Origin of the sequence: Leucobacter celer subsp. astrifaciens, from assembly GCF_001273835.1 — a bacterium.
Lineage (GTDB): Bacteria > Actinomycetota > Actinomycetes > Actinomycetales > Microbacteriaceae > Leucobacter > Leucobacter celer.
Genome location: NZ_JHEI01000132.1, coordinates 169,401 through 194,649 on the forward strand (window position 1 = coordinate 169,401; position 25,249 = coordinate 194,649).

Annotated in this window: 21 protein-coding genes; 16 read left to right on the top strand and 5 right to left on the bottom strand. The window is 69.4% G+C overall.

Annotated features, from left to right (window positions below; translation table 11 throughout):
* Window positions 1–194: 194 nt before the first annotated feature.
* The 4 genes from AMS65_RS01720 (at window position 195) to guaA (ending at window position 4,632) form a co-directional block, all read left to right on the top strand.
* Complete coding sequence (locus AMS65_RS01720; RefSeq protein WP_053382441.1) at window positions 195–1,316, top strand: GuaB3 family IMP dehydrogenase-related protein; 1,122 nt, start codon at window positions 195–197, stop codon at window positions 1,314–1,316.
* Window positions 1,317–1,332: 16 nt separating this feature from the next.
* Window positions 1,333–2,241, top strand: coding sequence for an SURF1 family cytochrome oxidase biogenesis protein (locus tag AMS65_RS01725; protein ID WP_241489297.1), 909 nt, complete (start codon window positions 1,333–1,335; stop codon window positions 2,239–2,241).
* 246 nt (window positions 2,242–2,487) lie between these two features.
* Window positions 2,488–2,952 (top strand): DUF3817 domain-containing protein, encoded by a 465-nt coding sequence (locus AMS65_RS01730; RefSeq protein ID WP_053382442.1) that lies wholly within the window; start codon window positions 2,488–2,490, stop codon window positions 2,950–2,952.
* Between the two features lie 96 nt (window positions 2,953–3,048).
* Window positions 3,049–4,632: a glutamine-hydrolyzing GMP synthase gene (gene guaA, locus AMS65_RS01735; protein ID WP_053382443.1), complete on the top strand. Its 1,584-nt coding sequence runs from the start codon at window positions 3,049–3,051 to the stop codon at window positions 4,630–4,632.
* Window positions 4,633–4,802: 170 nt separating this feature from the next.
* Here guaA and AMS65_RS19755 read toward each other — a convergent pair whose 3' ends face one another.
* Window positions 4,803–5,366, bottom strand: coding sequence for a prepilin peptidase (locus AMS65_RS19755; RefSeq protein ID WP_053382444.1), 564 nt, complete (start codon window positions 5,364–5,366; stop codon window positions 4,803–4,805).
* A gap of 503 nt (window positions 5,367–5,869) precedes the next feature.
* Here AMS65_RS19755 and AMS65_RS01745 point away from each other — a divergent pair.
* The gene (locus AMS65_RS01745; RefSeq protein WP_053382445.1) at window positions 5,870–6,814 is read left to right on the top strand and encodes an NYN domain-containing protein; all 945 of its coding nucleotides are present in this window, start codon (window positions 5,870–5,872) and stop codon (window positions 6,812–6,814) included.
* A gap of 135 nt (window positions 6,815–6,949) precedes the next feature.
* Here the strand turns inward: AMS65_RS01745 and AMS65_RS01750 are convergent, their stop codons facing one another.
* The gene (locus tag AMS65_RS01750; RefSeq protein ID WP_053382446.1) at window positions 6,950–7,774 is read right to left on the bottom strand and encodes a Bax inhibitor-1/YccA family protein; all 825 of its coding nucleotides are present in this window, start codon (window positions 7,772–7,774) and stop codon (window positions 6,950–6,952) included.
* A 135-nt stretch (window positions 7,775–7,909) separates the two neighbouring features.
* Here AMS65_RS01750 and AMS65_RS01755 point away from each other — a divergent pair, with 135 nt between their 5' ends.
* The 4 genes from AMS65_RS01755 to AMS65_RS01770 all read left to right on the top strand — a co-directional run bounded on the left by AMS65_RS01755 (window position 7,910) and on the right by AMS65_RS01770 (window position 11,773).
* Window positions 7,910–8,923 carry a glycerophosphodiester phosphodiesterase family protein gene (locus tag AMS65_RS01755; RefSeq protein WP_053382447.1) on the top strand — a complete coding sequence of 338 codons (1,014 nt, stop codon included), beginning with the start codon at window positions 7,910–7,912 and terminating at the stop codon, window positions 8,921–8,923.
* 177 nt (window positions 8,924–9,100) lie between these two features.
* Window positions 9,101–9,826: an ABC transporter ATP-binding protein gene (locus tag AMS65_RS01760; protein WP_053382448.1), complete on the top strand. Its 726-nt coding sequence runs from the start codon at window positions 9,101–9,103 to the stop codon at window positions 9,824–9,826.
* Window positions 9,823–11,136 (top strand): ABC transporter permease, encoded by a 1,314-nt coding sequence (locus AMS65_RS01765; protein ID WP_053382449.1) that lies wholly within the window; start codon window positions 9,823–9,825, stop codon window positions 11,134–11,136. Before AMS65_RS01760 ends, AMS65_RS01765 begins: the two co-directional genes overlap by 4 nt.
* Before the next feature lie 10 nt (window positions 11,137–11,146).
* A complete protein-coding gene (locus AMS65_RS01770) occupies window positions 11,147–11,773 on the top strand; it encodes a TetR/AcrR family transcriptional regulator (RefSeq protein WP_053382450.1) in 627 nt (208 codons plus the stop codon).
* A 220-nt stretch (window positions 11,774–11,993) separates the two neighbouring features.
* Here the strand turns inward: AMS65_RS01770 and AMS65_RS01775 are convergent, their stop codons facing one another.
* Window positions 11,994–12,983, bottom strand: coding sequence for an asparaginase domain-containing protein (locus AMS65_RS01775; RefSeq protein WP_241489298.1), 990 nt, complete (start codon window positions 12,981–12,983; stop codon window positions 11,994–11,996).
* Window positions 12,984–13,347: 364 nt separating this feature from the next.
* On the opposite strand from AMS65_RS01775, the gene AMS65_RS01780 reads away from it, so the two are divergent.
* Window positions 13,348–15,948, top strand: a complete 2,601-nt coding sequence (locus AMS65_RS01780; RefSeq protein ID WP_053382451.1) for an ATP-dependent helicase — start codon at window positions 13,348–13,350, stop codon at window positions 15,946–15,948.
* 110 nt (window positions 15,949–16,058) lie between these two features.
* Here the strand turns inward: AMS65_RS01780 and AMS65_RS01785 are convergent, their stop codons facing one another.
* Window positions 16,059–16,688 carry a TetR/AcrR family transcriptional regulator gene (locus AMS65_RS01785; RefSeq protein ID WP_053382452.1) on the bottom strand — a complete coding sequence of 210 codons (630 nt, stop codon included), beginning with the start codon at window positions 16,686–16,688 and terminating at the stop codon, window positions 16,059–16,061.
* A gap of 193 nt (window positions 16,689–16,881) precedes the next feature.
* Between AMS65_RS01785 and AMS65_RS01790 the strand changes: the two genes are divergently transcribed.
* The 5 genes from AMS65_RS01790 (at window position 16,882) to AMS65_RS01810 (ending at window position 23,085) form a co-directional block, all read left to right on the top strand.
* Window positions 16,882–17,850, top strand: coding sequence for a GGDEF domain-containing protein (locus AMS65_RS01790; RefSeq protein WP_053382453.1), 969 nt, complete (start codon window positions 16,882–16,884; stop codon window positions 17,848–17,850).
* Entirely contained in the window at window positions 17,843–18,868 is a 1,026-nt protein-coding gene (locus tag AMS65_RS01795; RefSeq protein ID WP_241489299.1) for a GGDEF domain-containing protein, read from the top strand. Before AMS65_RS01790 ends, AMS65_RS01795 begins: the two co-directional genes overlap by 8 nt.
* Before the next feature lie 108 nt (window positions 18,869–18,976).
* On the top strand, window positions 18,977–20,143 hold the full coding sequence (sucC, locus tag AMS65_RS01800) for an ADP-forming succinate--CoA ligase subunit beta (RefSeq protein ID WP_053382455.1): 1,167 nt from the start codon (window positions 18,977–18,979) through the stop codon (window positions 20,141–20,143).
* Between the two features lie 30 nt (window positions 20,144–20,173).
* Window positions 20,174–21,076 (top strand): succinate--CoA ligase subunit alpha, encoded by a 903-nt coding sequence (sucD, locus tag AMS65_RS01805; protein WP_053382456.1) that lies wholly within the window; start codon window positions 20,174–20,176, stop codon window positions 21,074–21,076.
* Window positions 21,077–21,402: 326 nt separating this feature from the next.
* Window positions 21,403–23,085 carry an Ig-like domain-containing protein gene (locus AMS65_RS01810; protein ID WP_053382457.1) on the top strand — a complete coding sequence of 561 codons (1,683 nt, stop codon included), beginning with the start codon at window positions 21,403–21,405 and terminating at the stop codon, window positions 23,083–23,085.
* Window positions 23,086–23,088: 3 nt separating this feature from the next.
* On the opposite strand, the gene AMS65_RS01815 is transcribed toward AMS65_RS01810, so the two are convergent.
* Entirely contained in the window at window positions 23,089–24,072 is a 984-nt protein-coding gene (locus AMS65_RS01815; RefSeq protein ID WP_053382458.1) for an epimerase, read from the bottom strand.
* Between the two features lie 63 nt (window positions 24,073–24,135).
* Between AMS65_RS01815 and AMS65_RS01820 the strand changes: the two genes are divergently transcribed.
* Complete coding sequence (locus AMS65_RS01820) at window positions 24,136–25,185, top strand: hypothetical protein (RefSeq protein WP_053382459.1); 1,050 nt, start codon at window positions 24,136–24,138, stop codon at window positions 25,183–25,185.
* The last annotated feature ends 64 nt before the right edge of the window (window positions 25,186–25,249 follow it).

The window sequence follows — 25,249 nt, forward strand, 5'->3', positions numbered from 1 at the left end:
GGCGATCGCGAATCCCCCGTTCATCGACCCTGTCGAGGTGAGCGGGGGATTCGTGCGTCTCCGAGCCGCAGCGATCACCTCTTCTCAGTCGGAACCGACGGGAGGGAGCCGGGAGGGTTTCCGTTCACCTCGGCGAACTCGACGAACGTGGGTGCGGACGGAGCGCTCAGGCGGTGGCCAGATAGACTGGTCGGGTGAGCAACGAGATCGAGATCGGCCGCGGCAAGCGCGCCAGGCGCGTGTACACCTTCGATGAGATCGGCATCGTGCCGACCAGGCGCACGCGCGACCCCGAGCTCGTCTCGACCGCGTGGACGATCGACGCGTTCCAGTTCGAGATCCCGGTGCTGGGCGCCCCCATGGACTCGGTGATGTCGCCCGAGACCGCGATCGCGCTCGGCCGTCTGGGCGGCCTCGGCGTGCTCAACCTCGAGGGGCTGTGGACCCGGCATGAGGACCCGGTGCCGCTGCTCGAGGAGCTCGCCGGCATCGACGACGACATCGTCGCGGTGAAGCGCCTGCGCGAGCTGTACTCCGCGCCGATCCAGCCCGAGCTGATCCGCGCCCGACTCGGCGAGATCCGCGAGGCCGGCGTGACCGTCGCCGGCGCGCTCTCACCGCACCGCACCGCGGAGTTCACCGAGACCGTGGTGAACGCGGGCGTCGACCTCTTCGTGATCCGCGGCAACACCGTCTCCGCCGAGCACGTGGCGCAGGAGGGCCGGGAGCCGCTCAACCTCAAGCAGTTCATCTACGAGCTCGACGTGCCCGTGATCGTGGGCGGCGCCGCGACCTACCAGTCGGCGCTGCACCTCATGCGCACGGGGGCCGCCGGCGTGCTCGTGGGCTTCGGCGGCGGCGCGTCCTCGACGACGCGTGCCACGCTCGGCATCCGCGCCCCTATGGCCACCGCGATCGCCGACGTGGCGGGCGCGCGCAGCGACTATCTCGACGAGTCGGGCGGACGCTACGTGCACGTGATCGCCGACGGCGGCCTCGGCACCTCGGGCGACCTCATCAAGGCGATGGCGTGCGGCGCCGACGCGGTGATGCTGGGTGCGGCGCTGGCCAAGGCGTCGGACGCCCCCGGCCGGGGATGGCACTGGGGTCAGGAAGCGCACCACGAGGATCTGCCGCGCGGCAAGCGCATGCCCGTCGGCTCCGTCGCACCCCTCGCCGAGATCGTGAACGGTCCGGCGCACGTCGCCGACGGCAGCGCGAACCTCATCGGCGCGCTGCGCCGTGCGATGGCCACGACCGGCTACTCGGAGCTCAAGGGCTTCCAGCGCATCGGCATCGTGCACGCCGAGCGCTGAGGGGAGCGCGAAGACGTTGTCGGTCACCACTCACGAGTCGTCGCGGCGACTGGAGTACCTGGGCGAGCCCACGCTCGGCCAGGTGATGCGCAGGCCCCGGTGGATCCTCGCCCTGCTGCTCGCCCTGCTCGTGGCAGCCGTGTTCGCGTGGCTGGGACAGTGGCAGATGGACAATGCGATCCGGTCCGACGCTCAGCAGGAGGTCGACACGGAGACCCCTCGCCTGCTCGCCGAGGTCGACGAGGCCGGCTCGGGCGTGACCGATGCCGCAGCCGGCATGGTCGTGCTCGTCAGCGGTGCGCTGGTGCCCGGTGACACGAGGATCGTGACCCCGCGCGAGAACGCGGGGGAGATGGGCGCCTGGGTGGTCGGGCATCTCGCCGTGGCTGCGGAGCCGGGCGGCGAGGACACCGGTGTCGGCCTGGCCGTGGCGATCGGGTGGGCGCCCAGCGTCGAGCAGGCGGAAGCGGCCGCTGCGCGATTCGAGGCGGATCCCGCGTTCGCGGACCTGCGAGACCTCGAGGGGCGCTTCATGCCGCCCGAGGGGCCCGTCATCCCGAAGGCGGGCGAGGATCCGCAGGTCATGCACGCGATGGTGCCCGCGCAGCTCGTCAACTCCTGGCAGCCGGTCGAGGGTCCCGTGCACTCCGGGTACCTGGTGGTGCACCCGACCGGCGGGGGAGCGGAGATGCTCGCAGGGGCGGGGCTCGACGCCATCGACTCGGTGCCGCCCGAGCCCGCCGAGAGCGTGAGCTGGCTCAACGTCTTCTACGCGATCGAGTGGATCGTGTTCGCGGGCTTCGCGATCTTCTTGTGGTATCGCCTTGCGCGTGACGCGTGGGAGAAGGAGCACGAGCTCCAGAAGCTGACTGCGGCCGAGGGCGGCCGCAGCGCCGTCGGCGGGCAAAGCGATGCTTTGCTCTGACCGCCTTGCCGGGTACCGCCTTGCGCGTGATGCGTGGGAGAAGGAGCACGAGCTCCAGAAGCTCCAGGCCGAAACCGCCGCTGATTGAGCGGAGCGCGGAGTCGAAATCGAGGCGCTGGCCGTGGTTTCGACTCCGCTCCGCTCCGCTCAACCGGCGGGAGTTCCGTTGCGCTCGCGCAGGATGACGGGATGCTGAGCGCCCGGCATCGACCGGGCGTTCAGCAAGGCTCAAATAGAATGGAAGCCATGCAGCTGCAGCCGAAGCCATCTGATTACCCGCGCATTCGAAAGGCGCTGAGCTTCTACAAGGTGACCTCGGTCATCACCGGCGTCATGCTGCTCCTGCTGTGCGCCGTGATGGTGATGAAGTACGCCTTCAACGTGCAGCTCTTCCTCTTCACCGCCGACGGCTTCGCCCACTTCTACCCGCTCGCGCCCGAGGGGCTCGAGAGCGAGTTCCAGGCTGAGGGCTTCGACCTGTTCAAGGCGATCCTCATCGCCCACGGTTGGTTCTACGTCGTCTACCTGATCTCCGACTTCCTGCTCTGGAGCCCGATGCGGTGGCACTTCGGGCGTTTCCTGCTGATCGCTCTGGGCGGCGTGATCCCGTTCATGTCGTTCTTCCTCGAGGCGCGCATCGTGCGCGAGGTGCGGTCGTTCCTCGACTCCCGCGAGGCCGCGCCGGCCGCTGCAGCCCCCGCCGAGGCGTAGCACCCAGGCATCGCGCATCGCGGTCAGGGGAGAACCCGGAGTGCTGCGCGCGACGATAGAATTGCTCCTTGAGCTTCCCGATCCGAAAGGCCCGTAATGGCAGAACAGACTGATACCGGGCATCGCCCCGTTCTCGTCGTCGACTTCGGCGCGCAGTACGCGCAGCTGATCGCCCGTCGTGTGCGCGAGGCCGGAGTGTACTCCGAGCTGGTCCCGCACACGATCACCGCGGCAGAGGTCGAGGCGAAGCAGCCGCTCGGCATCGTCCTCTCGGGCGGCCCGTCCTCGGTGTACGAAGAGGGCGCTCCGCAGTTCGACGAGAGCGTCTTCCAGCTCGGCATCCCCGTGCTCGGCATCTGCTACGGCTTCCAGGTGATGGCGCGCGCGCTCGGCGGCGAGGTCGGCAACACCGGCGATCGCGAGTACGGCGCCACCGAGGCCGAGGTGCTCGGTGACGGCGGTGCCATCCTCGGCGGCCAGCCCGAGACGCAGAACGTCTGGATGAGCCACGGCGACGCCGTGCAGCAGGCGCCCGCGGGCTTCGACGTGCTCGCGCGCACCGCCGTGACTCCCGTGGCCGCCTTCGGCTCGCTCGAGAAGAAGCTCTACGGCGTGCAGTGGCACCCCGAGGTGAAGCACTCGGATCACGGTCAGCGCATCCTCGAGAACTTCCTGCACCACGTCGCGGGCATCGCTCCCGACTGGAACGCGGGCAACGTCATCGCCGAGCAGGTCGAGCGCATCCGCGCGCAGGTGGGCAACGCCCGCGTCATCTCGGCGCTCTCGGGCGGGGTCGATTCCGCGGTCTCGACCGCGCTCGTGCACAAGGCCATCGGCGACCAGCTCACGGCGGTGTTCGTCGACCACGGCCTGCTGCGCAAGGGCGAGCGCGAGCAGGTGGAGCGCGACTACGTGGCCTCCACGGGTGTGCACCTCATCACCGTGCACGCGGCCGACACCTTCCTCGGCCACCTCGAGGGGGTCACCGACCCCGAGGAGAAGCGCAAGATCATCGGCCGCGAGTTCATCCGCGCCTTCGAGCAGGTGCAGCGCGACCTCGTCGCCGAGGCGAAGGCCGAGGGCGAGCAGGTCAGGTTCCTCGTGCAGGGCACGCTGTACCCCGACGTCGTCGAGTCGGGTGGCGGGTCGGGCACCGCGAACATCAAGTCGCACCACAACGTGGGCGGCCTGCCCGACGACCTCGACTTCGAGCTCATCGAGCCGCTGCGCACCCTCTTCAAGGACGAGGTGCGCGCGATCGGCCGCGAGCTCGGCATCCCCGAGGCCATCGTGGGCCGCCAGCCGTTCCCCGGTCCCGGGCTCGGGATCCGCATCGTCGGCGAGGTGACGCGCGAGCGTCTCGACGTGCTGCGCGAGGCCGACGCGATCGCCCGCGAGGAGCTCACCGCCGCGGGCCTCGACCAGGAGATCTGGCAGTGCCCCGTCGTGCTGCTCGCCGATGTGCGCTCGGTGGGCGTGCAGGGCGACGGCCGCACCTACGGGCACCCCATCGTGCTGCGTCCGGTCTCGTCGGAGGACGCCATGACCGCCGACTGGACGCGGGTGCCCTACGAGGTGCTCGCACGCATCTCGAACCGCATCACCAACCAGGTGCCCGAGGTCAACCGTGTCGTGCTCGACGTGACGTCGAAGCCGCCGGGGACCATCGAGTGGGAATGACGGAGACGCTCCCGCTCGCAATAAGGACCGTGTGGAAATCGGACGCGTCAGCGGCGGAGTGGGAGTGAGTACTCTCTGAACGAGCTTCGAGGGGGCAGAGAACATTCAAAGTCCCGTACCGGAGGGGTCTCGTCATGAGGTTGCTTCTCTGCCGACGATCCGTTCAGGGGCTATAAGGTCAGGGTGGGAAGAAGGCGGCTTCCGATTTCCCTCCCTGTGAAGATGCCGACCCAGGCGCCGAAGATCATCCAAGGGCCGAGGGGCAACTCGATATCCCGGTGCCGTCCGCCGACAGTCACCAGGATGAACGCAGCCGAGCCGCCGAGGAAGATGCCTGAGCAGCCGCCGATAACGAGTTCCTCCCACCCGCCCCATGCGAGTGGCATGCCCAGCAGGCCCGCTAGCTTCACATCCCCGTTTCCCAGGGAACCGCGCGAGAGGACTCTGAGAACGCTGTAGAACAGCGCGAGAGCGAGGCTGCCGATCAGGGCTCTGGCTAAAGGCTCAGGATCTGCTGCCGCGATTGCTGCGGTCGCCGTTAGCGCGGCGAAAGCGGTGTAAGCCGGCAGGAGGATCCGATTCGGCAGACGGAACGAGCCGAGGTCGATCAGCGTGAGCGAGACCGACGCTGCTGCAAGGATCAGGTACGCAGTCAGCACGAGGGCGGATACGTCTGCATCGACCGGAAGGCGCTCGAATCCACCTTGGAACCACCACCAGACAACGGTTGGCATGGCGAGTCCTACGGCTACCAGCCGTGTCGCATTATATTCCGTGCATAGGATACGGTGAGCCGCCGCGAACTCGAATGGTCCCGGTGATGGCGCGCCCATCGGGGTCGGGCCCATGCGGTTCGGGCTGGCACGCGGTGGCCGTGGACGGCGAGAAGCATGCTGAGTCGGTGCAAGCCTCGGTGTTCCGTATGCTTCGTCGGGGCGTATGCGTCGGCGCAGCATATCTGCACTCTCCTTTCCGTGAAGCGAATGTCGATGCGGAGATGGGAAATGGCTGACGTGTAGGGGGCTACGTAGGGGAACGACGGCCATGGTCGCAATTGTGATGCGTGAGGAGCAACCGAGCGCTTCGTTTTTGTGCACGGGCTCGCAACTGTGGAAAACTTGGTGACGACCCCCAAGCTGGGGATAATCGCTCAGACTACTCGTCGATGCCGCGCTGGCCGGGCTCGTTGCGTAAGTACGTCTTTCGACGTGGCCTGAAGACCTGACAGACTGGGGGTGTGCCGGATACTCAGAACGGCCGCGTGGCGGTCTACCTCGACTTCGATAACATCGTGCTCTCCTGGTACGACCGGGTGCATGGGCGCAACTCCTTTGCCCGCGACCGGCAGCGGATCGCCGAGAACCCCGGAGACCCCGAGACGGCTGCCCGGCTGCGCGCGGCCATCGTGGATGTCGGCGCGATCATCGACTACGCGTCGTCGTTCGGCACGCTCGTGCTCACCCGCGCCTACGCCGACTGGTCGGCGCCCATCAACTCCGAGTACCGTTCGCAGCTGGTCGCCCGTGCGGTCGACCTCGTGCAGCTCTTCCCAGCCGCGGCCTACGCTAAGAACGGCGCCGACATCCGCCTCGCGGTCGACGCGGTGGAGGACATGTTCCGGCTCGCCGACCTCACGCACGTGGTGATCGTCGCCGGCGACTCCGACTACGTGCCGCTGGCGCAGCGCTGCAAGCGCCTCGGGCGGTACGTGGTGGGGATCGGCGTCGCCGGTTCGACCGCGAAGGCGCTCACCGCCGCCTGCGACGAGTTCGCATCCTACGACGCGCTTCCCGGCATCGAGCCGGTCGAGCGCGAGCAGCCCGCGAAGCGGCAGCGGAAGGGGAGCGCGGCGTCCGCGCCGAAGGAAGAGGCCGAGCGGGCGGCGGCCCAGTCCTTGACCGAGGTGGATGAAGACGGAGAGCTCGTCGTCGCCGACGACGATCCCGAGATCGCAGTGACGGGCCTGCTGATCCGCGCGCTCTGGCTGAGCCAGGACAAGGATGATTCGGGCTGGCTCTACAGCTCCGCGGTGAAGCAGCAGATGCGGCGCATGGATCCCTCCTTCAGTGAGAAGGCTCTCGGGTTCCGCTCCTTCTCCGACTTCCTCCGATCCCGGTCGGATGTCGTCGAACTGGAGGAGTCGGGCCACGAGCGTCTGGTGCGCCTGAAGGATCAGGGGTAGGAACGCTCCGCGGGCCGGCGTTCAGAGCGGATACTGCGGCTGCGCGCAGAATGACAGGGTGGCGCGCAGCCTGACGAGAAAACGAAGGAGGGGGCCCGGCAATGCCGGACCCCCTCCTTTCGTTTCGCGCGAAGCTCAGTCGCCGCGCAGGATCGCGAGGATGCGCAGGATTTCGACGTACAGCCAGATCAGGGTGACCATGAGGCCGAACGCCGCCGACCAGGCCCACTTCTCGGGCACGCGGTTCTTCACGCCGTTCTGGATGAGCTCGAAGTCCATGACGAGCGAGTAGGCCGCGAGCAGCACGGCGAGCACGCCGATCGCGATGCCGAGCCAGCCCGAGCGCATGCCCCAGGGGTTATCGGTGAGGCCGAACATCACCATCACGAAGTTGATCAGCGAGAACACCGCGTAACCGATGATCGCCACCATGAAGATCTTGGTGAGGCGCGGGCTCGTGCGCACCTTGCCGCTGCGGAACAGCAGCAGCGTCACGCCGAACACCGACAGGGTGCCGATGATCGCCTGCGAGACGATGCCGGCCCACTGGGCTTCGAAGATGCCCGAGATGCCGCCGAGGAAGACGCCCTGGAACACGGCGTAGAGCACGATGAGCGGAACGCTCGGCTCCTTCTTGAAGGCGTTGACGAGGCCGAGCACGAGGCCGATGATGGCCGCGGGCAGCGCGAGCAGCGGCAGCTGCCAGCCCACGGCCGCTGTGGCGAGCACGATGAGGAACAGCATCACCGTCTTGGAGATGGTGTTCTCGTAGGTCATCGGCTTGTCGGACGGTGCGATGCTCGGCGGCTGCTCCGCGCCGAAGCCGCCCTCCGTCGCCGGGGTGTCGATTCCGGGGCGCTGGGTCTGCGCCGCCGGCTGTTCGTAGATACGGCGCAGCTCATCTGCGGTGAGGGTCTTGCCGTTGAGTGCCGGGTTGTTGCTGAGTGCCGGATTGCTCATGCGTCGGAATCCTTTCCTGGCGTATGGGTCTGGACAAAAGCCTATCGGCTCGCCCCTATGCCGTGGCTGTGACTTCGCGGCAGGTGAACACGCGCGGCCGTCGACTGCCAGGACCCACTCGCTAGGGTGGAGACCATGCCAGACCAGCCCGCGCCGCTCGTCATCGGTCACCGGGGCGCTCCGGGGTACCGCCCCGAGCACAGCGCGTCCTCGTATCGACTGGCCTGCGAACTGGGTGCGGACGCGGTCGAACCCGACATCGTCGTGACGAGCGACGGTGTGCTGGTGGTGCGGCACGAGAACGAGATCTCGGGCACCACCGACGTCGCGAGGCGGCCGGAGTTCGCGGATCGGCGCACTACGAAGACGGTCGACGGCAAGCGCCACACGGGCTGGTTCACCGAGGACTTTACCTGGGCCGAGCTGTCGACGCTGCGCTGCCGTGAGCGTCTGGGTCGGGTGCGGCCCGACAACCGGGAGCACGACGGTCGGGAGCCGATCCTGCGCCTGCGCGATGTGCTGTCCATCGTCGACGAGCAGAGCGCGCGCCTCGGTCGTGATCTGCAGGCGGTGATCGAGGTGAAACACGCGGCTTACTACGCAGGGCTCGGATACGACATCGGGGAACTGCTGCTCGAGGAGCTCGCGGCCACCGGGTGGGACGCGCGCCCGGATCGGCTGGTGATCGAGTGCTTCGAATTGGGAGTGCTGGATCGTCTGCGCGAGGCCGGGGCGCAGGCCGCGATCGTGTTCCTCGCCGAGCGTTTCGGGTCACCGGCCGACGAGCCGGTGGGCGGAGGACCCTCGCGCAGCTACGCCTGGTACCGCAGCGATGCCGGGCTCGATCTGCTCGCTGCGCGGGTCGACGGCATCAGCGTCGCCAAGGGCAATCTGCTGCGAGTGAACGCGCTGGGCCGGGCGACCGGGCCCACCACGCTGGTGCGGCGCGCCCACGAGCGGGGACTGCTGGTCTTCACCTGGACGCTGCGCCCCGAGAACCGCTACCTCAACATCCGCTTCCAGACCTCGCTGCGCGGGGCCGAGTGGGGGGACTGGCAGAGCGAATTCGGCATGGTGCTGGACTCTGGAGTTGACGGGATCTTCGTGGATCACCCCGATCTGGGCGTCGCGATCCGGGAGGCGCGCTGAGCGCAGCCGCCGACGCTCGGTGCCCTGCGTGCGGTTGCCGCATCGCACGCCGTGGACTCCGCGCACGCGGGATGGCGGGGCGCCGGGTCACAGTCGGCACCCAGGTCGCGGCCGTGACGATGCCGTAGATTTTGCAGTAGTGCTAAATTGCATGACTGCAAAATGAGCGGAGCGCGCATGCCCACCACGGTTCTCGACGCCGTTGATATCCAGAAGTCCTACGGGCACGGCGCGAGCCGTTTCGACGCCCTGAAAGGGGTCTCCCTCGCCGTGCACGCGGGAGAATCGGTCGCCATCGTCGGCAAGAGCGGCTCGGGGAAGTCGACGCTGATGCATATCCTCGCCCTGCTGGACGAGCCGGATCGGGGTGCCGTGCTGGTCGACGGGACGGACGCCGCGGGACTGCGCGGCCGCGAGGTGAACCGGCTGCGCAACAAGGATTTCGGCTTCGTGTTCCAGCAGTTCTTCCTGATCCCGAACGCGTCGGTGCTCGACAACGTCGTGCTCCCGCTGAAGATCGCAGGCGTCGGCGTGCGCGAGCGCACCGAGCGCGGCATGGCCGCCCTGCGGGCGCTGGAGCTCGAGGACAAGGCGAAGAACAAGGCGACGGCGCTCTCGGGCGGACAGAAGCAGCGTGTGGTGATCGCCCGCGCCCTCGTGAACGACCCGAAGGTGATCTTCGCCGATGAGCCGACGGGCAACCTCGACACCGCCACGGGCGAGGTCGTGGAGGACATCCTCTTCGACCTCAACCGCGAACAGGGGATCACGCTCGTGATCGTCACTCACGATCCGGAGCTCGCAGCGCGCTGCGACCGGCAGATCTATCTGCGCGACGGGCTGGAAGTCGACGCGCCGCCGCCGGCGAACACGCGCGGTCGCAACGAGGAGGTGCCCGCATGAAGTTCGGAGACGTTCTCGGGAGCGCGGTGCAGAACACCTTCCGCAGCAAACTGCGCACATCGCTGACGGTGATCGCGATCTTCATCGGCGCATTCACCCTCACCATCACCAGCGCGATCGGCGCCGGCATCTCCAGCTACATCGACAGCCAGCTCGGCGCGATCGGCGCCGAGGGTGTGCTGAGCGTCACGAGCGCACCCGACGAGGACGCGCTCGCGACCGACGACGGGCCGACGCCGTACGACCCCGACAAGGCGACGGCGGGCGGCGGGTTCCCGGGCGCTGGACCCGGGTTCGGAGAGCTGCTCACCGCCGACGACATCGCCTCGATCGAGGCCGTGGACGGCGTGCTGCGCGTCGACCCGACGGTGTTCGTGAGCGCCGACTTCGTCGCCGTCGCGGCCGATGGGGCCGTCGACGGCGACCGCTTCGAGATATCCCTGAACCCGATGTCGGCGGCGACGGTGCCGGACCTGGCCGCCGGCGAGCCGCTGACCTCCGATGCGCGGAGCGAGATCCTGCTTCCGGACAGCTTCCTCGAGGCGCTCGGCTTCACCGACGCGGAGGACGCCGTCGGCGCCGAGGTCGTCCTCGGGGTCACGGACGCCGTGGGCGAGCAGCACGAGGTGCCCGCCACGGTGGCGGGGGTGCAGAACGCGTCGCTGCTCAGCGTCGGCGCGAGCATCAACGCGCACCTGACCGATGAGCTCGTCGCCGCCCAGGAGACCGGGCGGGTCGTCGAGGGTCCGGTCGGATACGTCGCCGCCGTTGCGCACTTCGACGCTGATGCCGACGACGACGCGGTCGCCGCGATCAAGGCGGATCTCGCAGACGAGGGCTTCCTCGCACAGACCACGGCGGATCAGATCGGCCAGTTCCAGACCGTCATCGCCGGCATCATCGGCGTGCTGAACGCATTCGCCGTGATCGCCCTGGTCGCAGCCGGGTTCGGCATCGTCAACACGCTGCTGATGAGCGTGCAGGAGCGCACCCGCGAGATCGGCCTGATGAAGGCCATGGGGATGGGCAGCGGCAAGGTGTTCGCGCTGTTCAGCAGCGAGGCGGTGTTCATCGGTTTCCTCGGCAGCGCGATCGGCGCGGGGATCGCGATCCTCGCGGGCTCCGCGATCAGCTCCGCCCTGGCTGGTTCGGTGCTGTCCGGTCTCCCGGGCCTGCAGATCATGCTCTTCGAGCCGGCGTCGATCGTCACGGTGATCCTCGTGGTGATGGCGATCGCGTTCCTGGCGGGTACCCTGCCCGCGCGTCGCGCGGCCAAGCAGAACCCCATCGATGCGCTGCGGTATGAGTGACAATGGATCGATGAGCGAGACGGGCGCCGGGGGGCTGCGCGAGCGCAAGCGTCGCGCGACCCAGGCGGCGATCGAGCGGGGTGCGCTGGAGCTCGTGATGGAGCACGGGTACGACAACGTGACCGTGGAGATGATCTGCGAGTACACGATGATCTCTCCGCGCACCTTCTTCAACTACGCGGGCTCCAAGGAGCGCGCCGTCCTCGGGATCGATCCGCCGCTCCCCGGGCAGGAGCGCCGAGACGCCTACGTGCGAGGCCTTGGCGGGTCCCCGCTGGAGGACCTCGCCGGCACCCTCGCCGAGGGGCTGGCCGAGCTGGGCGGGGCAGGCCCGGACACGCTCCGCCGCCGGCACCGCATCATGCAGGATAATCCGGCGCTCGCGATGAAGGAGTTCGCCCGCATGGAGGAGGCCCAGAACTCCATCGTCGATCTGGTGAGCGCCCGACTCGTCGGCGACGACCCGTCTCGCGCATCGGATCCCGGACTCGACGCCGAGGCCCGGATGATCGTCTCGCTCACCCTCGGCATCGTGCACTACCTCATGCGCGAGTGGATCGCCGGAGGGGTCGAGGCGGACGACGGGGAGGCGCTTCGCCGCGCCACTGCGCTCGCCCGCCGCATCGCGGCGGCGTGACAGCGTGACGGCGGCGGGGTGCTCGCATCCAGCGCTGGATCCCGCCCCCGCATCCAGACCCTGGATCTCGTGCCCTGATCCAGACCCTAGGATCCCGCGCCCGCATCCAGCCCCTGGGATCCCGCGCCCGCATCCAGCCCCTGGGATTTCACGCCCGCGAGATCCCGATTCTTGTCGCTGGCCAGGCCGGGAAGCGGCAGAAATCGGGATCTCGACCGGGTCAGGCGCGCTCGCCCACGAGGTTGCGCTCCATGGCGACGCGCAGATCCTCGCCCCGATGCCCGCGATCGAGCAGGAAGCCGAGCTTCGCGGTGGCCGCCTCGACCGTGAGGTCGGATCCGTCGATCACCCCGGCCGCCGCGAGCTCCTGCCCCACCGCGTACCGGGCCAGGTCGACGCCGCCGGTGGCGCACTGCGTGATCGCGACCACGGGCAGCACCGCGCAGAGCTCGCGCAGCGTGCCGAGCATGCCCGGCCGGGCCATGGGGGCGTTGCCGCTGCCGTAGCACTCGAGCACCAGCCCGTCGGGGCGGCCGCCCACGGCGGCACGCAGATCCTCGGCGGTGACGGCGGGCGTGAAGCGGAAGGAGAGCACGCGGGCCGGGGCGGCGGGGGAGTCCTGCGCCGCGGGGGGCGCGGGCACGCCGCTGGACCCGGAGGTCAGCGAGCGCTCCGCGCGGAATGCGGCGAGCGAGACGGCGTCGTGCTTCGTCGCCCGCACGGCGGGCAGGATCGCGCCGCCGAACGCGATCGAGACGGGCGCCCCCGGCGCCGCCCTGACCGAGGCGCGGATGGCGAGGCTCAGATTGTCGGCGGCGTCGCTGCCCGGAGCCCCGTGCGCCAGCTGGCTGCCGGTGACGATCACGGGGCTGCCGATGCCGGCGAGCTCGAAGGCGAGTCGGGCCGCGGTGTAGGCGAGGGTGTCGGTGCCGTGCAGGATCACGACGCCGCGCGGCCGGTGCGTGCGCACGCGCGCGCTGATCGCCCGGGCGATGCGCGGGGCCGTCTCGGCGTCGGCGTTGGCGCTGTCGATGGCGGGCAGCAGGTGGTTGATGCGGGCCTCGATGCCGAGCGGGCCGCAGATGCCGCCGACCATCCGCTCGAGCACCTCGGGGAAGTCGGGATCCGGCGCCAGACCGCCGTCGGTCTCGTGCATGCCGATGGTGCCGCCCGTCGCGAAGACGAGCACAGTGGGGCGCTGGGTGTTCATCCTTCCATCCTGCCAGGCGGCCCGGTGCGCAGAAGATCCGGGATCCGCTGACGCTGCGTGGCTGCGGTGGATCCGGTGCCCGCGGAAGATATGGAATCTGCAGAAGATATGGCCGATCCGCCGGCGGATGGCATATGCACGGCAGAATCCATATGTTCGGCGGGGGTGAGGGGCGGGAGCGGAGGCGAAAGTGGGGCCCGGGGCAGAGGGGGAAGCAGGGGCCGGGAGCGGAGGCGGAGACGGGGACCGGGAGCGGGAGCGGAGGCGGGGCAGGGACCGGGAATGGAGGCGAAGGTGAGGCCGGAGCAGAGGGGCAGGAGCTGCCGGGAAGAATGTCAGTGGCCAGGCCTAGACTTGAGGGACGATGAGCGACTTTGAACTTCTGGAGCCCGGAGCTCCGATCGGCGGCTTCACCGCGGGCCCGGCTGGCGATGGCTTGGGCGGCCCCGATCCGCTGCTCGACGGGCTGAATCCGGCGCAGGAGCGCGCGGTGATCGCGCGCGGCCCCGCCCTGCTGATCGTCGCGGGGGCGGGATCGGGCAAGACGCGCGTGCTGACCCACCGCATCGCGCAGCTGATCCGCAACCGCGAGGCCTGGCCCAGCCAGATCCTCGCCATCACCTTCACCAACAAGGCCGCGGCCGAGATGCGGGAGCGCCTCGCGAGTCTGCTGGGCGCGAGCATCGAGGGCATGTGGGTGTCGACCTTCCACTCGGCCTGCGTGCGCATCCTGCGCCGGGAGGCCGAGCGCTTCGGATACGTCTCGGGCTTCACCATCTACGACTCGGCCGATTCGCGCGCCCTGCTCAAGCGCATCATCAAGGAGCTCGACGCCGACACCTACGGCTTCACCCCCGCGAACGCGGGATCCAAGATCTCGCGCCTCAAGAACGAGCTCACGGACGCCGACGGGCACGCGGCGACCATGAACGAGAGCGACCCGCGCGAGCGGCTGTTCGTCGAGATCTTCAAGATGTACGAGCAGGAACTGCGCCGGGCCAACGCCTTCGACTTCGACGATCTCATCGGGCAGACCGTGCACCTCTTCCGGGCGCATCCCGATGTCGCGGCCGTGTACCAGCGCCGCTTCCGGCACCTGCTCGTCGACGAGTACCAGGACACCAACCACGCGCAGTACTCGCTCATCCGCGAGCTGACCCGGCCGGTGGAGCCCGAGCAGGTCGAGCGTCTCGTGCCGCCGGTGCGCGAACGCGAGCTCGACGAGAGCGGGCGCATCCCGGCCGCGAGCCTCACCGTGGTCGGCGACTCCGATCAGTCGATCTACGCGTTCCGGGGCGCCGACATCCGCAACATCGTCGAGTTCGAGCGCGACTTCCGCGGCGCCGAGGTGGTGAAGCTCGAGCAGAACTACCGCTCCACGCAGAACATCCTCTCCGCCGCCAACGCCGTCATCGGCAACAACTTCGACCGGCAGGAGAAGAACCTCTTCACCACCGAGGGCGACGGCGAGAGGATCGTCGGCTTCACCGGGTACTCGCAGCACGACGAGGCGCGCTTCGTGGCCGAGGAGATCGAGGATCTGCACCGCGCCGGTGTCGCATACGGCGATATCGCGGTGTTCTACCGCACCAACTCGCAGACGCGCGCGCTGGAGGAGCTGCTGATCCGCTCCGCTATCCCGTACCGCGTGCTCGGCGGCACCAAGTTCTACGAGCGTGCCGAGATCAAGGACGCGATGGCGTACCTCACGAGCATCGCGAACCCGTACGACCCGATCGCGTGGTCGCGCATGCTCGGTGCGCCCAAGCGCGGCGTCGGGCCGATGGCCGAGGCGCACCTCGCGAACTTTCAGGAGGCGCAGGGCATCTCACTCCACGACGCGATGCTGCGCGCCGACGAGGTGGGTGCGCTCGGTCCGAAGGTGCGCGGCACGGTGCGCGAGCTCGGCGAGCTGCTGGTGCGCGCGGCGCGCATGGCGATCGGCGGGGGCGCGACCGACGTGCCCGGCGAGGAATCCAAGCCCGCCCCCGTGGGCGACGTGCTCAAGCTGATCCTCGACGAGACCGAGATGGTCGAGAAGCTGCGGGCGAAGCGCGACCCGCAGGACGACGCGCGCGCTGAGAACCTCGAGGAGCTGCTGGCCGTGGCTCGCGAATTCGACGTGAAGCAGCCGGGGGCCGGCCTGCTCGCATTCCTCACCGAGGTCAGCCTCGTCGCGGCCGCCGACGACCTCGACGACACGAGCGGCACCGTCTCCCTCATGACCATGCACACGGCCAAGGGCCTCGAGTTCAAGGCCGTGTTCATCACCGGCGTCGAGGAGGGGCTGCTGCCGCACCAGATGTCCGTCGACGAGGTCGGCGGCATCAGCGAGGAACGCCGGCTCATGTACGTGGGGATCACCAGGGCGCGCGAGCGGCTCTACCTCACGCTCGCCTCGACTCGGGCTACCTTCGGAGACGTCTCGGTCGCCATGCCCTCGCGCTTCCTGCAGGAGATCCCCGAGGGGCTCATCGACTGGCGGCAGTCGCCCGGCGAGGTGACCGGCCGTGGAGGGACGGCCTCGCGAGCACTCAACGCATCGCGCGGATCCGGGTCCGGCTCCGGCTACGGAGGCGCGGGATCGCGCTCCCGCGGGGTCGACTCGTCGGTGTCGTTCTCGGGTGCCGCCGGGTCCGGTCGCTCCAGTGGCGCCGCGGCCGTCAGCGAACCGGCGAGCGGCAACATGCAGTCGGCCCTCGACAAGTGGCGCGAGCGCAAGCGGCTCGCGAAGGAGACCCAGGCCGCCGGCGGCGGATTCCCGAACATGATCGGCGGCGGTGCACGCGACAACGGGGATCTCGAACTCGGCCCGGGCGACCGCATCCGTCACGACGAGTACGGCGATGGGCGTGTGACCGGTGTCACCGGGGTCGGCTCGAAGCGGATCGCCCACGTCGTATTCGACTCGGTGGGGGAGCGCAAGCTGCTCGTGAAGCTGTCACCCATCGCCAAGATCGACTGATCACGGTTTTCAAGGGGTGGTTCGCTGCGGCCTGGTGAGGCCGGAGCCGGAGGACTGGCGGTTCGTGATTTCGACTCCGCTGCGCTCCGCTCGATCAGCGGCGGCGCGTCTCAGCCGAGGATCGCGCGGTAGTCGGCCATCATCCGGCGCACGCCGTCCTCGGTGGCCGAGGTGTCGCCGCTGCCGACGGACCACTCGTTCATCTGCGCGGCGATGATCCCGTTCACCATGGTGACGGCGAGGGTCGCCTCGCGCAGCGGGTCGTCGAGCTTCGCGTGCTCCGGGTGCGCCGTCAGCCAGGCCGTGGTCGTCGCGGTGAGCTGATAGGAGGACTCGAGGAAGGTCGTCAGCGAGAGCCGCGCGGCCTCGGGCTGCTCGGAGATGAGCTGCATGCGCAGACGAGCCACGTCGGAGTTCACGTGGCTGTGGCCGATCGCGGCGAAGTAGAGCCGGAAGATGCCGAGCACGAGGTCGTCGGGAGCGCTGTCGAGCATGGCGAAGGCCTCGCTGCCCTCCGGGATGCTGACCGCACGACCCACTATGGCGTAATCGCGCGATGAGAAGTAGTTGAAGAACGTGCTGCGCGAGATATCGGCCATCTCGCAGACGGCTTCCACCGTGACGTTCTCGACGCTGAGTTCGAGAGCGAGCGTCACGGCGGACAGCTCGATCGCGTTCTCCGTGGCTCGGCGCTTGCGCGCCCTGAGGCCCTCCGGTTTCGGTTCTTCAGTGCGGTTCACCAGTTGCTCGATTCCACCCACCGCCTGACGGGGAGTTCCCGGGCGGGGCGGCTCCAGAGTACTCGTCGAGCCTGAGAATCTCGGTAGCGGGAGGCCTCTCCGACGGCCCGCAGCTCTCTTATCGGATGGACTGTGTACCCTAAGGATACGAATAGCCGGGGGGGCTCGGATCCGGGACGAGGGGAAGTGCGCGATGGCATGGCTGTCTCACCAGCTTCGACGTCAGAATCCGCACTCCCTGTATCTCACGTTCGCAACCCTGCTGATGGCGCTCACGCTCGTCATCGATCTCCTCTTCCACCAGAACGAGATCAGTCCATGGCTTGCCTGGGCGCTGTTGCTCGCCTGCCTGGCCGGGGGTCTCGCAGCGTTCGTCTTCGGCCGTCGCACGCCGCGATGGATCGGGGTCGCCGGTGTGCTGCTCTTCATCGGTGCGCAGTCCTACTTCCTGAGCCTTGCCGACGACCCGCAATCGGTGGTGTCTTCGATTCAGCAGATGCCGGTGGTCGCGTTCTACCTGGGCTGGTTCGTGCGCCCGCGGCTCGCCGTGCCGCTGGTCATCGTCAGCCTGGCCGCGTTCGGGGCGGTCATGGCGAACAACCCGCAGCTGAGCCCCGCGGGAGCCGTCGGAACGCCGGTGGCGGCGCACGGGGTGCTCGGCCTGCTGTTCTGCTACTCGGTCGGCTTCTACCTGTGGCGGCGGCAACTGCGGGTCGCCGCGATCGATCCGCTCACCGGCGTCTGCAACCGGCGGGGCTTCATGGAGCGCCTGGAATCGCGGTTGCGCAGACTCTCGCCCCAGCGCGGCGGATTCTGCCTCGTGGTCGTCGACTTCGACGACTTCAAACGGCTGAACGATGCGCACGGGCACGCCGCCGGTGATGCCGCTCTGATCGCGACCGTCGAATCCTGGCGCGACGAGGTGCGCGCGGGCGACGTGGTCGGGCGGATCGGCGGAGACGAGTTCGTGCTGCTGCTGTTCGGCGTCGATGCCGCGGAGGGCCGGGCGGTGGTGACCCGGTTGCAGCAGAAATCGGCGAGCGCCTGGTCGTGGGGGATCGCCGAGGCCGTGCCCGGCGACTCGGCCGACGAACTGCTCGCCCGCGCCGACCGGGCCCTGTACGAGCAGAAGCACCTGAAGCGGGGTGAGCTCCGTGGATAGGAGGCAGTCCCGCGCCATGGGCGCCTGGCGGCACGGCCTCGATCGCGCCGGGGAGCTCGGTGCGCGTTTCGTGCGCTGGCAGACGCCGTTCTCGTTCGTGACCGCCATGATCTCGCTGCTGCTGGCACTGGTCTTCGCGGTGGATCTGGTGGTCGGTCACCCTCATATCCAGCGTCGCATCGTGGCGCTGTGGCTGACGCTCTACGCGCTGGGGGCGGTGCTGCCCCTCGCGCTCGGGCGGAGATTCACGCTGCAGCTCGGACTGCTCATGGCGCTGGGGATCGAGGCCTGGTCGACCTACCTCCTGGTGTTCTCCCATCACACGCATGCCGAGATCAACGCCCTGCTCGCGCTGCCCTTCTCCGCGCTCTACATCGGGTGGTTCTTCCCGACGCGCATCGCGGTTCCCTTCATCGCGCTCAGCGCGCTGCGCGTCTGCGCGACGCTCATCTGGAACCCGGATCTCGGCGGGGGCGCGGTATCGCCGGTCATCCTGGTCAGCTATGCCGTGCTGATCTCGGTGTTCACGTTCGGCGGAGCCCGCGCTGTGCGCAAGCAGGTGCGGGCGGAGGCCGCTACCGATCCGCTGACCGGGGTGCTCAACCGGCGCGGGCTGCGCGGCGCGGCGCGGCGGCTGCGGCAGCGCGCCGATCGCAGGGATCTGCCGGTCACCATCGTCATCATCGACTTCGACGACTTCAGGCGCGTGAACGAGGAGGGCGGGCACCTGTCGGGCGATCTGGCGCTCCGCGAGTCGGCGCGCGCATGGAGCGAACTGGTGGGGATGCGCGGGGTCTGGGATCGTTCGAACGGCATCGTGGCGCGCATCGGCGGAGACGAGTTCGTGCTGCTGCTGCAGGCCGGCCTCGACGAGACGGAGGCGCTGCTGCGGCATTCGCAGAGCGAGGCGCTCCACTCCTGGTCCTGGGGCGCGACGGTCCTGGAGCCGGGCGAGGCTCTCGAGGTCGCCACCGCGCGAGCCGACGTCGAGCTGTACCGTGCCAAGCAGCGGAACTGAACACGGGGTCCACATGCGGCGGTGGTAGAATTGCCGACTGGTCGACTTATCTCGACATCGAGACACTTTTCTGCCTCGGATCACCCCCCGACAAGCGAAGGACAGTACGTGGATCTGTACGAGTACCAGGCACGAGATCTTTTCGAGCGATATGGAGTGCCGGTGCTCGCCGGCATCGTCGCGGACACGCCCGAGGAGGCGCGCGCGGCGGCTGAGAAGCTCGGCGGCGTGGTCGTCGTCAAGGCGCAGGTGAAGACCGGCGGCCGCGGCAAGGCCGGCGGCGTGAAGGTCGCGAAGAGCCCGGAGGAGGCGTACGAGGCCGCGCAGGCGATCCTCGGCCTCGATATCAAGGGTCACGTGGTGAAGCGTGTCATGGTGGCAGCCGGTGCCGATATCAAGCAGGAGTTCTACTTCTCGGTGCTGCTCGATCGTGCCAACCGCTCCTACCTGTCGCTCTGCTCGGTCGAGGGCGGCATGGAGATCGAGCAGCTCGCGGTTGAGAAGCCCGAGGCGCTCGCGCGCATCGAGGTGGACCCGCTGACGGGCATCGACGCGGCCAAGGCCGAGGAGATCGCGCGCGCGGCGAAGTTCCCGGAGGAGCTCATCGCCAAGGTCATCCCCGTCTTCCAGAAGCTCTACGAAGTGTACGTGGGGGAGGACACCACGCTCGTCGAGGTGAACCCGCTCGTGCTCACCGGCGCAGGCGACATCATCGCGCTCGACGGCAAGGTGTCGCTCGACGAGAACGCGGAGTTCCGGCACCCGGGGCACGCGGAGCTCGAGGACAAGGCCGCCGAGGATCCGCTCGAGGCCAAGGCCAAGGCGCAGGATCTCAACTACGTGAAGCTCGACGGCGAGGTGGGCGTGATCGGCAACGGCGCGGGCCTCGTGATGTCCACGCTCGACGTCGTCGCCTACGCGGGCGAGAACCACGGCGGCGTGAAGCCCGCCAACTTCCTCGACATCGGCGGCGGAGCCTCGGCCGAGGTCATGGCCGCGGGGCTCGATGTGATCCTCGGCGACCCGCAGGTCAAGTCGGTGTTCGTCAACGTCTTCGGTGGTATCACCGCCTGCGACGCGGTTGCGAACGGCATCGTCGGCGCGCTCGAGAAGCTCGGCGACACCGCCAACAAGCCGCTCGTCGTGCGTCTCGACGGCAACAACGTCGAGGAGGGACGCCGGATCCTCAACGACGCCGCGCATCCGCTCGTGACTCAGGCCGCGACGATGGACGAGGGCGCCGACAAGGCCGCCGAGCTGGCGAACGCCCGCTGATCCCGAGACGAAGGACGTAGGAGAACAAACATGTCGATCTTCCTGAACAAGGATTCCAAGGTCATCGTCCAGGGCATCACCGGCGGCGAGGGCACCAAGCACACTGCGCGCATGCTCGCGGCGGGCACCAACATCGTCGGCGGCGTGAACGCGCGCAAGGCCGGCACCACGGTGACCCACACCGACGCCTCCGGCGCCCAGGTCGAGCTGCCCGTGTTCGCAACCGTGGCCGAGGCCATCGTGCAGACCGGCGCGGATGTCTCGGTGGCGTTCGTGCCCCCGGCCTTCACCAAGGACGCGGCGATCGAAGCCATCGATGCGGGTATCGGCCTGCTCGTCATCATCACCGAGGGCGTGCCCGTGAAGGACTCGGCCGAGCTGTGGGCCCACGCGAAGGCGACCGGCGGCAAGACCCGCATCATCGGTCCGAACTGCCCCGGCATCATCACCCCCGGCGAGGCACTCGCGGGCATCACCCCCGCGACGATCACGGGCAAGGGACCCATCGGCCTCGTCTCGAAGTCGGGCACCCTCACCTACCAGATGATGTACGAGCTGCGCGATCTCGGATTCTCGACCGCCATCGGCATCGGCGGCGACCCGGTCATCGGCACCACCCACATCGACGCGCTCGCGGCGTTCGAGGCGGATCCCGAGACGAAGGCGATCGTGATGATCGGCGAGATCGGCGGCGACGCCGAGGAGCGTGCGGCCGACTACATCAAGGCGAACGTCACCAAGCCGGTCGTCGGCTACGTGGCGGGCTTCACCGCCCCCGAGGGCAAGACCATGGGCCACGCCGGCGCGATCGTGTCGGGCTCGGCGGGCACCGCCCAGGCCAAGAAGGAGGCCCTCGAGGCCGCAGGCGTCAAGGTGGGCAAGACCCCCACCGAGACCGCCGAGCTGCTGCGCGCGGCATTCTTGAAGCTGTAAACACGCCAGCGTTTCAGCGAATGCCGCGCTGCCGCCACTGCGGCAGGCATTCTTGAAGCTGTAGACGCGGTTCGGGATCGGGGCGGGTGCTTCTTCGGAAGCACCCGCCCCGATGCTGTCCGGTCTCGGTCTTCGCCGAGAGAAGGGTTTCGGCGGCAGGTTCGCGGGCGATTTCAGTGCCGAAACCCTTCTCTCGAGAGGTCGGAGCGGTGCCGAGATCCCGGACTTCACGCGCACGTTGGATAGAGTCCACGTTTCTGCCGTATCACGAGAACTCGCGACTCGGAGCGCTGAGGCATCGGGAGCGGGGACTGGATGGGGACCCTATGAAGCGCGTGCTCGGAGCCGGAGCGCTCGGAACCATACTGCTGGCGGGAGCGCTCGTCGTGGCGCCGACGGCGGCACATGCGGCACCGGTGCCGGAAGGATGCGATGAGAGCGGCGCCTGCGCCCTCGTATTCGGCTTCACCGGCGAGGTGCAGTCGTGGACGGTGCCGGAGGGCGCGACTCAGCTGAGCTTCGAGGTGCAGGGCGCCTCCGGATACGGGCACTGGTTCGTCGGAGGGCTCGGAGGGTCGTTCACGACGGACCCGGCCGACATCGTACCGGGCACGCAGTTCGCGATCGCCGTCGGGCAGGGCGGCCAGGGAACCGTCGGCGGCTGGGGCGGCGGTGGTGACGGCGGCCCGGTGATCGGCGGTGGCGAGCCGCTCTACGCCGGTCTGGGCGGCGGAGGCGGATCCTACGTCTTCTTCGCCGGGGACGACGCCCCGTGGGCCCCGTTCGCCGTGGCCGGCGGTGGAACCGGCGGAGCCGGCGGCGGCACCGGATTGCGCGGTGGCGGAGCGAATCTGCCCGGCCAAGGGCTCGGCGGCACCTATGGCAGCGGCGGAACGCTCAGCGCCCCTGGTGCGGGAGGCATGGGGCTCGCGGGATCCTACGCTCCTGGATCAGGCGGCACCGGACCGGCCTCGTACGCCCCGCTCGACGGTTTCATCCCGGGAACGGGCGGCGATGGCGGCTACGCGGAGAACGCTCCCGGAGGATCCGGCAGCGGCGCAGGCGGTGGGTACTACGGCGGCGGTGGCGGATCGGGCGGGATCGCGGGCAGCGGGTTCAACGGGCTCGCCGGCGGCGGGGGCTCCGGCTTCCTGGCGAGCGGCTACTCGGCGCAGCCGCTCGCGCAGCCGGGCATGAGCCAGAACTCAAGCCGCGACGGCCGGGTGAGCATCACCTGGCAGATCACGCAGGACACGACCGATATCCAGACGACTGCGACGGCCGCGACCGTCGGTCAGCCGGTGACGCTGACCGCCGCGCTCGATTGCACGTTCGGGGCCGAGGGCGGCACGGTGACCTTCGCATCGGGCGGATCCGCTCTGGGCACGGCGACCGTCGATGAGGCGACGCAGGAGGCCTTCATCGAGTTCACCCCCGATGCGGCAGGAACGCTGGCGATCGACGTCGACTACGACGGACGCGGCGGGCTCTGCTCCGAGGCATCGGGGAACCACAACCTCGTCGTGTCTCCGGCGGCGAGCATCATCGTCTCTGCGACGGCGACTCCCGCCCGACTGCTGGTGGACGACACGACCGTGCTGAGCGCGAGTGTCGAGTGCGATACGGCCGTCGTCGGCGAGCTGGTGTTCAGCCGGTCCGGCAGCGAGATCGGACGCGCAGCGGTGGATTCGACGAACGGCGCCGCCACCCTCGAGTACGTGCCGCAGGCGGCCGGCGACGATCCTGTCGCCGTCGACTTCGTCAGCGACGACGGCAACTGCGCGCCCGCATCCGCGAGTATCGAGTTGACGGTGACCGCGGCTTCGACCGTGGTTCCCGATCCCGAGGACGAGCCGCTCGAATCGCCCGGCCCCGGCACGACGGTCGAGCCGAAGCCCGCGCTGGTGAGCACGGGTGCGGAGCCCGGTGCGATGCTCGCCATGGCGGCCGCGCTGCTGGCGCTGGGAGGGGGCCTGCTCGGAGCCGTGCGGCGTTCGCGCCGCGTGTGAGCCCTACGTCCGGTCGAGGGCCTCGCGCAGCGCCGGCTCGAGATCGGGATAGGCGAACTCGAAGCCCGCTGACTCGAGCCGCTCCGGCAGCACCCAGCGGCTCTTGAGCACGAGCTCGGTCTCGGTGCGGATGCCGATGGCGCCGATCTCCAGCGCCCAGCGCGGGGTCGGTGGCCCGAAGCGCACGCCGAGCACCCGGCGCACCGTCGCCATGAAGTCGCGATTGTCGACGGGGTGCGGGGCGCTCGCGTTCACCGCGCCCTCCAGCTCGGGGTGTTCCTCGAGGAAGTCGACGATCCTCGCCGCGTCCTCGATATGGATCCAGCTGAAGCGCTGCCGCCCCCGCCCGGAACCGCGCAGATGCAGGGTGCCCGCCTCGCGTCGAGTGCGGGTCGCCGGCCACCACCCGTCATACTGGGGGCCGCCGAGGCCCAGGCGGGCGAGCCCGCGGATCGGTTCCAGCACGCCGCCGTGTCCCAGCACGATCGCGGTGCGCAGCGCCACTCGGCGTGTCGCGGGCAGGTCGTCGGCGAAGAGCGCGCGCTCCCAGGCCTTCGCGACCTCGACCGAGAAGCCGCTGCCGATCTCGCCGTCCCGCTCCGTCATCGGCCGGTCCTCGGCGTGCCGGTAGATGGTCGCGGTGGCGGCGTTCACCCACAGCGCCGGCGGCGCCGCGGCGGCTGCGATCGCCCGGGACAGCGCCGCGGTGGTGTCCAGCCGCGAGCGGAAGATCTCGGCCCGGTTCGCCGGGGTGTAGCGGCAGTTCACGCTCTTGCCCGCGAGCCCCACGACGAGCGCCGCACCGTCGACCGCTGCAGCGATGCCGGGATCGTCGCCCCAGCGCAGGTCCGCGCCGGATCGCCCGATCGTCACCACCTCGCGCCCGGCCGCCCGGTATCGCTCGGCGAGATATCTCCCCATGAATCCGCCGGCGCCCCCGATCACGATCCGGCCGTGCGAGGAACCCTGCTGCGTGTTCGAGGTCATGAGGCCCAGCCTACGACGGGCGCGCGGCTCGCCCGGGCCCGCGCGGATTCTAGACTGGGAGGCATGACCGCACCCCAGGGAGTACACCTCGTCGGCAGCATCAACTTCGACGACGCCGAGACCACCATGCGCACGGCGGCCGAGCACCTCGGCGACCGGCTCAAGAGGATCCCCGACGGAGAGGTGGGCGAGCGCTTCCACTGGATCGTGTTCCAGGCCGACCGTCTCGGCCGCGCCGAGGGCATCGAACGCGTGGGCGACACCGCGATCCCGCTGCGCATGCTCGACATGCGCCCGGTGCGCATCGCCGACGGGGTGCGGGCCGAGGATCTCGAACTGCCCCCGCTCGGCTACGCCGACGCGGCGCTCGAGTCGTACGCCGTCTTCGAACGGCTGAAGTCGGAGGGGGTCGTCCCGGCGGCGATGCGCTTCCAAGTCTCGCTGCCCACACCGCTCGGCGTGGTCGGGAGCTTCGTGGCGGCCGCGGATCGCGCGGACTTCGAGCCCGTCTACGAGGCGGCGCTCGCCGCCGAGCTGGAGCGGATCCTCGCTTCGATCCCGCACGAGGAGCTCGCGATCCAGTGGGATGCGGCGCTCGAGTTCGCGATGATCGAGGGGCTCAGCGCCTACACGGGCGAGCCCTACGAGTGGTTCGCGGACGTGTGGGCCGGCACGAGCCGGCGCCTCGCGCGTCAGATCGACCGCGTTCCCGCCGACGTCGAGGTCGGGGTGCACCTCTGCTACGGCGACGTGGCGGAGAAGCACTTCGTCGAGCCGGCCGACACCGCCAACCTCGCGCGCTTCGCGCAGCTGACGATCGCGGCCGCCGAGCGCCCGCTCACCTGGCTGCATCTGCCCGTGCCGATCGAGCGCGACGACGACGCCTACTTCGCCCCGCTGGCGGCGCTCGGGCTGCCGGACGAGACCGAACTCTATCTCGGGCTCGTGCATCGCGAGGACGGCGCGGAGGGCGCGCTCCGCAGGATCGCGGCTGCGCAGCGGCATGTCGGCCGCACCTTCGGAGTCGCGACCGAGTGCGGCTTCGGCCGCGCACCCGAGGGCGCGGCGATCCCGCTCTTCGAGGCGCACCGCGCGGTCGCGTCGGCCTGGTAGCCGACCCCGGATCCGCACTGCGGATTCTGCGACTACGCGCAGAATGACCGACCGCCATCGGTGG

Coding starts and splice junctions, on each gene's coding strand:
- AMS65_RS01730 (WP_053382442.1), top strand. CDS start 2,488: ATGCAGCTGCAGCCGAAGCCATCTGATTACCCGCGCATTCGAAAGGCG.
- guaA (WP_053382443.1), top strand. CDS start 3,049: ATGGCAGAACAGACTGATACCGGGCATCGCCCCGTTCTCGTCGTCGAC.
- AMS65_RS19755 (WP_053382444.1), bottom strand. CDS start 5,366: ATGCCAACCGTTGTCTGGTGGTGGTTCCAAGGTGGATTCGAGCGCCTT.
- AMS65_RS01750 (WP_053382446.1), bottom strand. CDS start 7,774: ATGAGCAATCCGGCACTCAGCAACAACCCGGCACTCAACGGCAAGACC.
- AMS65_RS01755 (WP_053382447.1), top strand. CDS start 7,910: ATGCCAGACCAGCCCGCGCCGCTCGTCATCGGTCACCGGGGCGCTCCG.
- AMS65_RS01760 (WP_053382448.1), top strand. CDS start 9,101: ATGCCCACCACGGTTCTCGACGCCGTTGATATCCAGAAGTCCTACGGG.
- AMS65_RS01765 (WP_053382449.1), top strand. CDS start 9,823: ATGAAGTTCGGAGACGTTCTCGGGAGCGCGGTGCAGAACACCTTCCGC.
- AMS65_RS01770 (WP_053382450.1), top strand. CDS start 11,147: ATGAGCGAGACGGGCGCCGGGGGGCTGCGCGAGCGCAAGCGTCGCGCG.
- AMS65_RS01775 (WP_241489298.1), bottom strand. CDS start 12,983: ATGAACACCCAGCGCCCCACTGTGCTCGTCTTCGCGACGGGCGGCACC.
- AMS65_RS01780 (WP_053382451.1), top strand. CDS start 13,348: ATGAGCGACTTTGAACTTCTGGAGCCCGGAGCTCCGATCGGCGGCTTC.
- AMS65_RS01790 (WP_053382453.1), top strand. CDS start 16,882: ATGGCATGGCTGTCTCACCAGCTTCGACGTCAGAATCCGCACTCCCTG.
- sucD (WP_053382456.1), top strand. CDS start 20,174: ATGTCGATCTTCCTGAACAAGGATTCCAAGGTCATCGTCCAGGGCATC.
- AMS65_RS01810 (WP_053382457.1), top strand. CDS start 21,403: ATGAAGCGCGTGCTCGGAGCCGGAGCGCTCGGAACCATACTGCTGGCG.
- AMS65_RS01815 (WP_053382458.1), bottom strand. CDS start 24,072: ATGACCTCGAACACGCAGCAGGGTTCCTCGCACGGCCGGATCGTGATC.
- AMS65_RS01820 (WP_053382459.1), top strand. CDS start 24,136: ATGACCGCACCCCAGGGAGTACACCTCGTCGGCAGCATCAACTTCGAC.